The 9,833-nt window shown below is 38.3% G+C and carries 9 protein-coding genes; 2 read left to right on the plus strand and 7 right to left on the minus strand.

From position 1 onward, the window contains the following. Window positions 1-20 precede the first annotated feature (20 nt). From MMU07_RS13775 to MMU07_RS13795, 5 genes are all read right to left on the minus strand, one after another. Window positions 21-1,040 (minus strand): hypothetical protein, encoded by a 1,020-nt coding sequence (locus MMU07_RS13775; protein ID WP_241126454.1) that lies wholly within the window; start codon window positions 1,038-1,040, stop codon window positions 21-23. Beyond that, on the minus strand, window positions 1,006-1,575 hold the full coding sequence (locus tag MMU07_RS13780; RefSeq protein ID WP_241126455.1) for a P-loop nucleotide/nucleoside kinase family protein: 570 nt from the start codon (window positions 1,573-1,575) through the stop codon (window positions 1,006-1,008). The genes MMU07_RS13775 and MMU07_RS13780 overlap by 35 nt, the downstream gene beginning before the upstream one ends. A gap of 80 nt (window positions 1,576-1,655) precedes the next feature. Beyond that, on the minus strand, window positions 1,656-2,639 hold the full coding sequence (locus MMU07_RS13785; protein WP_241126456.1) for an MlaD family protein: 984 nt from the start codon (window positions 2,637-2,639) through the stop codon (window positions 1,656-1,658). A 2-nt stretch (window positions 2,640-2,641) separates the two neighbouring features. Next, window positions 2,642-3,385: an ABC transporter ATP-binding protein gene (locus tag MMU07_RS13790; protein ID WP_241126457.1), complete on the minus strand. Its 744-nt coding sequence runs from the start codon at window positions 3,383-3,385 to the stop codon at window positions 2,642-2,644. Next, complete coding sequence (locus MMU07_RS13795) at window positions 3,386-4,165, minus strand: MlaE family ABC transporter permease (protein ID WP_241126458.1); 780 nt, start codon at window positions 4,163-4,165, stop codon at window positions 3,386-3,388. A gap of 375 nt (window positions 4,166-4,540) precedes the next feature. Here MMU07_RS13795 and MMU07_RS13800 point away from each other — a divergent pair, with 375 nt between their 5' ends. Beyond that, window positions 4,541-5,203 (plus strand): ROK family protein, encoded by a 663-nt coding sequence (locus MMU07_RS13800; RefSeq protein ID WP_241126459.1) that lies wholly within the window; start codon window positions 4,541-4,543, stop codon window positions 5,201-5,203. A 5-nt stretch (window positions 5,204-5,208) separates the two neighbouring features. Here the strand turns inward: MMU07_RS13800 and MMU07_RS13805 are convergent, their stop codons facing one another. Together MMU07_RS13805 and MMU07_RS13810 are read right to left on the minus strand one after the other, a co-directional pair. Further along, the gene (locus MMU07_RS13805) at window positions 5,209-7,299 is read right to left on the minus strand and encodes a site-specific recombinase (protein WP_241126460.1); all 2,091 of its coding nucleotides are present in this window, start codon (window positions 7,297-7,299) and stop codon (window positions 5,209-5,211) included. A gap of 149 nt (window positions 7,300-7,448) precedes the next feature. Further along, window positions 7,449-8,405: a sugar phosphate isomerase/epimerase family protein gene (locus MMU07_RS13810; protein WP_241126461.1), complete on the minus strand. Its 957-nt coding sequence runs from the start codon at window positions 8,403-8,405 to the stop codon at window positions 7,449-7,451. A gap of 194 nt (window positions 8,406-8,599) precedes the next feature. Between MMU07_RS13810 and MMU07_RS13815 the strand changes: the two genes are divergently transcribed. After that, complete coding sequence (locus tag MMU07_RS13815) at window positions 8,600-9,466, plus strand: alpha/beta hydrolase (protein WP_241126462.1); 867 nt, start codon at window positions 8,600-8,602, stop codon at window positions 9,464-9,466. The last annotated feature ends 367 nt before the right edge of the window (window positions 9,467-9,833 follow it).

Raw genomic sequence — 9,833 nt, forward strand, 5'->3', positions numbered from 1 at the left:
TTCATTATAATTCAGATTTTCTAAGTATTTTCTATGAGAGTTCTGTGATACTCCATGGCAAGGTCAAGGTACTTTTTTCCTTTTGCCAATTCTTGGGTTCTTTTTTCCTGAACCTGCTCGGACAAACTGTTCAATAGGTACACTTTGGCCCGGACGTTTGCCCTAAGGCATTTAAAATATAGAAAAATTGATTTGTCTTCTTCTTTGGGGAAGCAAGTCAAATTATGGTTATAGACTTCCAAAAACACATCTGAAAGGCCTTTCCTACCATGAAACTCCAAATCCATGCAGAGAAAGGCGATTTCATAGAGAATATCAATCTGCCTAAAGGCATCCTCAAATTCAATACAGTCAAAAAGTACGGGCTTTTTGTAGATAAAAATATTTCCGCTGTGTAGGTCTCCATGCACATCCCTAATAAATCCTTCCCTACTCCGTTGTAATAACCTTTTGCCATGTTTAGCCAAAAAGTAGTCACTCCATAACGTCAGCTTGGTAATAACATCAATATAATCGGAGCCAAATTCTTTTAAAACCACTTCTTGAACAGTGGTCAAGTCATTGAATATTGTCCTAGCCTGTTCATAATGATGATCTTTAGCGATGATTTCAGCATTTTTATGAAACTTCGCGGTCTGTTTGGCAATGAGAGAAATACTGATTGGATTGACTTTGTTTTGCTTGAGAAGCACATCCATTCTTTTGCCACTCCGCATTCGCTTCATACAAACCACATAATCCTTTACTTCGCCCTGTCCAGCGCCAATGGACCAATTGTCATTAAGGAAAAGAATAGGCTGAACTGAGAGATAAATCGGTGAAAAACGCCTGTTGAGTTCCAATTCCTTTTCGCAATACTTCTTTCTTTGCTCAAGAGTGGAATAATCTAAAAATGAGAGTTTGATGTTTTTCTTGATTTTAAAGGCATGATTTCGGCCTAGAATCACCCAAGAGATATTGGTCTCTTCTAAAACTCCTTGTATAGGTTCACCTTCAAATAATCCTTCAGACATCAATATCTTTACCTCTTGCCTTTCCATAGTTTGATTTTATAAATTTCTCAGCCAATTCCAAACTTTCACGGAGGTTAGTGTCGGTAGAATTTATCATGATATGATCTTCAAGAATAGGTTCAAATTCAGATTTAATCCTCATATACACATCCATATCGGCTTCGCTGTCCGTTCGAGGTTTAGAAAGCCTTTTGGCGATCAATTCCTCCGACGCAGTAACATGGATAATAAAGAGTTGCCATGATAGGCTTTTTGACAAAAAGATAAACATATCACGGACTTGTTGAAGATAAAAAGTTCCATCCAATACAAGGCTATTTCCAGATTTATGGATCTTTTTAGCCCTATCGAACATTTCTTCATAGACAGATAGTTTATTGTCCAACTGATAACTTCCCATCAGGCCTAATTCCTTTCGGAGTTCATCACTTCCAAGATATTCTGCATGGATTTTATTGGCTAAATTTTTTGCAAAATAGCTTTTACCTGATCCCGGAAGACCCATTACCATGATTATTACTTGGGCTGATTTCGAAACTTTATCCATACCTCTCCAATTCATTCCGGGGTATATTTGATAAACAACCGTTCCCTAGTTGTTCAAATTCTGATGTTTTACATCGGAAAGTGCTTTTATCATTTTCACCTCTTTTTTTCCTCTTTCTTCAGTTCCTTCTCCTGTTTTCTGTAATACTTACGAAAAAGGAAACTTCCTTTCAGAGCCTCCATATTTTGATTAAAATTATAGGTACTCTGTTCGATGTTGACCATACTGTTCATAAGGGTCTCCCGCATGAGACTGTCTTTGATTATCAGTCCAGCAGAGCCTTCTCCTGATTCAATGTTGTTCACTATTTTTCTGATTTCTTCCATCATCATGGCGGCCTCAGAACTTGTTTTTAGGATATTTTCGATGGATTCACTCAGGTTTTCAGCCATTAAAGAGTCTGTAAAAGCCTGTTGGATAATCCCTTTCCCCTGCTCAAAACTCTCTACAAGCTCCTTACCTGTCTTAGCGAGTGCCGCGGCGTTAGAACCTGCCTTTTTAAATTCCAAGATTGTATTTTTGATTTCTTGCGGAAGATGCTCATCAGAAAGTAATGACCAAAGGCTTTCACTTTTATTCAATTTATCAGAAACTTCCGAAAGGTTTCTGAGGGTGATTTCGAGATAATCACCTGTGATACTTAATTTTTCAAGCATTTCATCCGTATCAAGTGCGGGCTTAGAATATAAGATATCACCTTCTTCGATAGGTAAGGAATTGCCTTGCTGGGGAAGGATGTGGATGATTTTATTTCCCATCAATCCATCGGTATTGATGGAAGTGATTGCATTTTTCCTAATGAAAGGTTGCATTTTCTTATGGAGGTAAAGGGTGATGTGAATAGATGAGTCATTAGCCATTTCTATTGATTTGACAGTTCCAACATCGATTCCCTGAAACCGGACATTGTTTCCGGGTACCAGGCCATTTACATTTTCGACTACAGAAATGATGGTGATTGATGAACCGAAAATATTTTGGTTTTTTCCGATCATATATAAGGTATACACAAGGAAAAGCAGACCGGCGAGTACCATCAGCCCTAATTTCGAATTTTCAATTTTCTTTTTCTCTTTCATAGTCAGTCGAAAAACTCCCTGATTTTGGGATCTTTGGATAAACGAAGATTGTCATAAGTATCATCAGCATAACTCCTTCCTTCGATCAACATGATCACCCGGTTGGAAGTAATTCGGATACAATTCATATCATGGGAAATGATCACAGAGGTGGCATTGTACTTTTTTTGCATGTTGACCATCAGCTCACTGATTTCCCTTGCGGTAATGGGATCCAATCCTGTAGTTGGCTCATCATAAAGAATGACGCTGGGATTTAAAATCAGTGCCCGGGCCAACGCAATTCTTTTTCTCATTCCACCGGAAAGTTCAGAGGGCATCATATTTACCGTATGTGACAGTCCAACATCTTCCAAAGCTTCTTTGACAGCACTTTCAGCATTTTTTGCCCTTTCTTCTTTGGTCCAATGGATTCGCAGTGGAAATTCAAGATTTTCCCTGACAGTCATGGAGTCATATAGGGCATTGCTTTGGAAAAGAAACCCTACTTTAGCTCTTAATTTATCCAGCTCTTCCTGATCAAGGTCATTGATATCATGGTTCAAAACGATGATCTGACCGGAATCCGGACGAATAAGGTCAATGATACATTTTATCAAAACTGATTTGCCCGAACCTGATTTTCCCAAAATAACAAGATTTTCACCGGGATTCACATCCATAGAAAAGTCTCGTAGCACATGGTTATCACCAAATGATTTATTGATATTTTTTACTTCAATGACCGGTTTCAAATCTTTTTTCATTTATGTCAAACCGAGAATATCTGTAATTTGAACTGCAATCAAATCGATAATAAACACCAGTAAAGAAGCTACGATTACAGCTGTGGTTGCTGATCTTCCCACGCCTTCTGTTCCTTTGGTTGAATTATACCCTTTATATGTTCCTATTATTCCAATGGCAAAACCAAAGAAAAATGTTTTGATCAAAGAAGGAAGCATATCACTAAAATCCAATACTCCAAACACCTGAAACCAATACAAATGCCAACTGACCTGACCCCTGATATTTACACCCAAATAGCCACCATAAAGCGAAATGGCATTTGCCAAACTCGAAAGAACGGGCACCATCAAGGTTGCAGCCATTACCCTCGTCACCACCAGATATTTGAAGGGATTGGTCCCGGAGACTTCCATGGCATCAATCTGTTCTGTTACTCGCATAGACCCTAACTCTGCCCCCATACCGGAACCGATTTTTCCGGCACAGATCAAAGCTGTAATCACAGGAGCGATTTCTCTTATCAACGAAACAGAGACCATAGAAGGGAGATATGATTCCGCTCCAAATTCAACCAAAGTAGGTCTTGACTGTATAGTCAAAACAAGCCCCATAATAAATGCTGTGACCCCGACAAGGGTTAATGTCTTATAACCTATCCAATAGCACTGATTCACAAACTCGTGGTACTCCTGCTTGGGCTTGGAAACTTCTCTAAAAAACCGGGCCGTAAACCTGGCAATATCACCGATTTCATTCAAAAATTGATTCTTATCAATATTTGGGATTTTTAGCTTCATTTTGAATGTCCTTTGCCAAAGATGACGATATGCCGATCAAAAATTAGCGTTGATAATCAAATAATTCCATGATGTTTATCATGTTTTTTCAAAAAAGAGTATTTGGGAAAAATTAATCCAAACCTATTTTTAATAATCGGGAAAAATTCAAGCCGGCTGTTTAAACCAATACACTACCAATATATTTACTTAGAAACATACTGACTTGTCCCCACTAGGTTAATTTCCATTTTTTTTAGGAGACCATGCCAATCCTATATGCCTTTATTCTAATATTTTAGCTTTCTTAATTGAAATTAATAATATTCTTCTGTCAATTCTTCATTTGAAAGAGTAAGTCTATTTTTTAACTTGCAGTACATAACCCCTACAAATTTGAAAATACTAGTCATCGATATCGGAGGAACAAACGTCAAGGTAAAGGCAAATAATGATCAGGAAAGGAGAAAAATACCTTCCGGAAGTTTTATGAATCCTGAGAAAATGGTTTCTGAAATATTGGAGTTTACCAAAGACTGGGAATATGACTACATCTCGATAGGGTATCCCGGAATTATCAAAAAAGGTAAAATAATGACTGAACCCAAAAATCTTGGGCAAGGATGGATTGGTTTTGACTTTGAGTCAGCTTTTAGGAAACCGGTTAAAATCATGAATGATGCCTCTATGCAGGCCTTGGGATCCTATCAGGAAGGTGTACTTTTATTTTTGGGATTGGGAACCGGGTTAGGTTCAGCGCTAGTGGTAGACGGCAGCGTGGTACCTATGGAATTGGCTCATCAAGATTACAAAAAAGGGACTTTTGAGGATTATGCCGGATTGAGGGGCCTAGAGAGAATGGGACAAAAAAAGTGGCAGAATCATGTCCAAAATATCATTTCAAAATTCTCCGAAGCATTCTTACCTGATGATGTAGTCATTGGCGGCGGTAATTCCAAGCTTTTATCCGAACTGCCAACAGGATGTAGGTTTGGTAATAACAACCTTGCATTTCAGGGAGGATTCAGGATGTGGGAATACATTACTGAACATCAATAAAGTTTTTATTTTTTAAATGGCCTTACTTTCCTTTCCTCATTTTCAATGTTATCCCCATTATTGGGAGATTTTTTTTCTAAATCCTTTTGCAAAAGATTTTCTCTTGATGGCTCTTTTTCGTAAATGGGCAAGAAAAAGTGATGAGGCCTTTTTATAAATCGAAGAAATAAAATCCCAAAGAGTTTTCTGCTTTGCTTGAAGGTAACTTTTCTTGACTTGATTGCTACAAAAATTGCCAAAGAAAAACTCACCAAAAAGTTCATCGCTCCTATACTAAAAACCCCTGCAATGGATAACAAAACTTGACTAAATGTAAGTTGATCTCCTATTGAGGCAAAAGCCAACCCAAAATTCCCACTCGCAAATGTAATATGCTGTATATCAAGCGGAAGACCGAGAATTACCCCTATCGTACCCATAAAACCCAGGAAAATCCCCAGAAAGAAATTTCCTGCCAAACTTCCTAAGTTGTTATCAATGTAATGGCTAAACCCATCTGTCCTTTTCTGACCCATAAACCTGACCAAACCTTTATGGATTTTGATCCGCTGAGGAATTTTATTATAAACACTCTTATTGTCATAGTATCCAGAAATCATTCCAGATAGGAATAAAAAAACACCTGCAATACCGGCATGGAAGATTGCAAGGCTGTTTAAAGGATCCATTTCTGCAATTAGCTTGAATGCTTTCTCATCGCCAGCTATATGGTTTCCGGAAAAATGATGATACCCAAAAGCGATCAAAAAAGCCACCGGAAAGGCAATAACAACATTTCCTACAAAAGCTATGAATTGAGATCTGAAGATTTTGACCACAAACTCAGAAAGGTTACCCAAGGCAACTGATTTTGGTTTTTCTACTTCGTCCAGTGCTGCCGCTAGTTTGGAGGCCGTCATTGCGGGTTGCTTGGTAGCCAAAGTGGAATGGGTCAGGTGTATGCCTATAAATCCTAAAGAATAATTCATACTATACATAAAGGCCTCTCCAAAAAGCGGTAACCTCAGATAATAAATCAACACCTTGATAACGGACAAGAAGCCAACAATAAATCCTCCTCCCATGGAGGAAACCAACATTTTCCACCATTCTTTTGCGGAATTGGCAATATAGTGCTCACCGGTTTTGCCGGCATGTTCGGTAATTTGAAAGGCAAGCAGGTTGACATTATCCTCAATATGATCGCTTAGACTATTCCTCCTATTTACAGCTCTGACTAAAACCTTGAGTAATTCAATTTCCCCTTGAAAGTCTGATTGATTATCTGATTTGGAGACCAATTTCAAAAGGGATTTGAGCCTTTCAATGTTTTGTTTGAGCCGGAGGAGAAGGTAGGACAGGTGGAGGTCTGTCCCAAATTTGCGCTTGTTCTTACGGATCAATAGGATGTATTCCTCACACTGAGACAGCATGACCATGAGGTGTTTGTAATCTGAGTTCTGATCGATCTTGTCAAAATCCAGGTCTTTTTGATACAGATCTACATAATCAAAAACCGATTTGTTTTGAACGATAAAAGGCGAATCAAAATACTCCAGCTCAGGGAGTTTTGAGAGAATTTCTGGCTCCAAGCCCAATGCTGCTATCCTTTGAGAAACTACCAGAATACTGTTTAGGGTCTGAGATATCAATTTTTCCTCTTTGGGAAGGTTTTGTATTTCAGTCCAACCCAACAATTGGAAAAGCCCGGCATAGGTCTCATTCGAAATTTCATTGACCCATAGAAAATCCCACTTTTGATAAAAAACAGATACAAAAATGGTCATGACATCCTTTTCATCATATACCTTGGGCAAAAAGTATGTATTGATTCTATCAAAAGCCTCAGAAAAAAATCCCTTGTTGGTCAGAATACCTGATTCTGTGAAAATCTGAATGTACTGTTTTTGATCAAACAAAGTCTCCAGATAGCATCGGAAAAAAGCAATATGTTCAGGATTTTCTTTTAAACTGTCAGCAAACCCTTTTATATTTTCAGTGGCTAAAGAAAGGTTATTTTTGGGAGGACGGATCCTTTCTACAATCGTCAAAAGCAAATCTGAAGATTTATCCTGATGCTGAACTTTTATAAGCTCAAGAATATCTGAAAAGTCCATTTAGCTCAAAAATTAAATATTTGTTGACTATCATAAACCGATAATCCCTTTTCGGGTTCCATTTTACAGGTTTATAAAGATAACATTGTCTTACTTAAAGACTTTACTTTTTTGCTTTTGCCAACAACCGATTTTATTTTCTGAACCAATTAAAAGCCAACTGTCGCCAAGGCCTTGTTAATTGCCAACTTATTTAATTGAAGTGCAACATCATTTTCCATGTCATTCAATTCTTGATTGAAAGGCTCCGCCCTGACCGGACCATCATAACCGATATCAAGTATTCCTTGGAGAAAATCCTTGGTATTGATTACCCCTGTTGACATCGGAAGTTCTCTTTTCCCATCCAGTTGGGTTTCCCTCGTAAATCCTAATCGGGCATCATTGAGGTCGACCACCACGACATCTTCAGGTTTTAGTGTTCTTAAATCTTCCAAGGTGTCATTGGCGCAGTACCAATGAAAAGTGTCCAATACAAATCCCACATTACTTTCTCCGATTTCCCCGATCAATTCCTTTCCCTCTTTCATGCTTCCGATAAAAGGATATCGGTTTTGGGTCATCATTGTCCGCATCCCCAAGTATTCTAACCCAAACCGGATTCCGTGATCCTTCATCACTTTAGCACATTCTCCGAGTCGGTAAGCATGTTGCTTCATATTTTCATTATACGTCAGTTCATTATGAGAAGAAATGATCCAAGTGATGATGCGAGTGGCACCTTGCTTTTCCATCGTCTGACAAAATTTCCTTAAAACCTTGAAGTCATCATTAAACCTTGTATTATCCTGCCGGAATTCCACGGGAATATTGGTAGAGTCGTAGCTGATTCTGTTTTCCTTCATTTTGATAAGGATTTCATTTAGCTGAGCCTCCGAATAATTTTCCATCACTTCTTGGGTGAAAGGACTTATTGCCTCATATTGGTATTTGATGGCATAATCCAGGGTTTGGGCAAAATTGGCCTTGACACCGATAATTCCGGGATTAAGAGCGATTTTAAATTTTCTTACTGCCTTAATCCCTGCCGTTAATGTTGAAATCGGTGAGCTGACAAGGGCTGCTGTAGCCAAAGATGTCGCCTTTACAAATTCTCTTCTTTTCATTGTCTAGACATTTTGTAAACAAGATACACGATTCGTCCAAAGTTCAAAAGCAGATATTGACCACAGGATTGACCCAGTTACCGAAAACAGTTTAATTGTTTGACAAAAAATTATACTTTGATAATTTGAACAAAGAAAAAAGCAAACCAAAAACTCAGGTTTGGAATTTTGAAAAACCATAAACCCAAAGCACCATGATCAGATTCTTCCTACTTTCCTTGATTTTCATGTTTTTCGGCTATCCCGCTTTAACCCAAGAAAGCAAAGTATTCGATGAACTGACCCTGTCAAGCAAGATCTTAAACATGGATCGGAAGTATGCGGTGTATATTCCACCGGGATATGAATCTTCCCAACGCTCCTACCCTGTGCTCTATTTGCTCCATGGTGGTGGAGACGATCAGACAGGTTGGGTACAATTTGGAGAAGTACAGCATATTGCAGACAAAGCTATCCAAGAAGGGAAAGCTACTGCCATGATTATCATTATGCCTGACGCAAATACTGGCAAAAGGGGCTATTTCAATGATGTGAACAGTGAATGGAGGTATGAAGATTTCTTTTTTGAAGAATTGATGCCGGCAGTGGAAAAGAAATATAGAATCAAGTCTGAAAAAAGATTTAGAGCCATTGCGGGACTTTCTATGGGAGGCGGAGGCACCTTTTTCTATGCCATGCATAGGCCGGAACTTTTCTCCTCTGCCTGTCCACTGAGTGCTTCACTTAGAAATACAACATTTGAAGAATTCAAACAGGGACTACAGACCAACAAAGTGGAGGTGAAAAATGAATCAACTCTCCAATCTTACTATGAAAGACATAATGCCATTCAGCAAATCTCCCTCGGTGATGTTGAAAAAATGAAATCTATCAAATGGTATTTTGACTGCGGTGACGATGACTTTCTTTACGAAGGAAATAGCTTGGTCCATATTGCCTTGAAGAAAAAAGAAATTCCACATGAATTCAGGATTAGGGATGGTGGTCATACATGGAGTTATTGGAGAACTTCTTTGCCGGAGGTATTGGGTTTTGTATCAGATACTTTTCACCAGAAATAAAGCATTCTGAATTCATTATGTCCGAAGATTGTTCAATTTCAATACAGTTTAAAATTGCCATAAGTGTTTAGAGGGCCATAAAGGTCATTTTTTCTACTTGGTACAGGTATTGATACGTTTTAGCTAAAACAAACAAATATGGTCAGTTTCCTTCTTTGGTACATTTTATTTATTCTTTGTTGGCCCATTGCCATTATGTCGTTGATTCTTTACCCAATTATTTGGTTGCTGTTATTGCCATTTAGGTTATTGGGATTTGCCGTAGACCTTTCGTTTTCATTTATCAGGAATATGACTCCCCCTAACTTCACACGTAAGTCTGAACTGCCGCAATAATAAGTCTGTCAAATAATTTTTCTCCGAAATA

The organism is Cognataquiflexum nitidum (assembly GCF_022538055.1).
Taxonomy (GTDB): Bacteria; Bacteroidota; Bacteroidia; order Cytophagales; family Cyclobacteriaceae; genus Cognataquiflexum; species Cognataquiflexum nitidum.

Excerpts from the sequence above, each read along its gene's own strand:
- MMU07_RS13775 (WP_241126454.1), bottom strand. The coding sequence starts at position 1,040 with ATGGAAAGGCAAGAGGTAAAGATATTGATGTCTGAAGGATTATTTGAA.
- MMU07_RS13780 (WP_241126455.1), bottom strand. The coding sequence starts at position 1,575 with ATGAATTGGAGAGGTATGGATAAAGTTTCGAAATCAGCCCAAGTAATA.
- MMU07_RS13785 (WP_241126456.1), bottom strand. The coding sequence starts at position 2,639 with ATGAAAGAGAAAAAGAAAATTGAAAATTCGAAATTAGGGCTGATGGTA.
- MMU07_RS13790 (WP_241126457.1), bottom strand. The coding sequence starts at position 3,385 with ATGAAAAAAGATTTGAAACCGGTCATTGAAGTAAAAAATATCAATAAA.
- MMU07_RS13795 (WP_241126458.1), bottom strand. The coding sequence starts at position 4,165 with ATGAAGCTAAAAATCCCAAATATTGATAAGAATCAATTTTTGAATGAA.
- MMU07_RS13805 (WP_241126460.1), bottom strand. The coding sequence starts at position 7,299 with ATGGACTTTTCAGATATTCTTGAGCTTATAAAAGTTCAGCATCAGGAT.
- MMU07_RS13810 (WP_241126461.1), bottom strand. The coding sequence starts at position 8,405 with ATGAAAAGAAGAGAATTTGTAAAGGCGACATCTTTGGCTACAGCAGCC.
- MMU07_RS13815 (WP_241126462.1), top strand. The coding sequence starts at position 8,600 with ATGATCAGATTCTTCCTACTTTCCTTGATTTTCATGTTTTTCGGCTAT.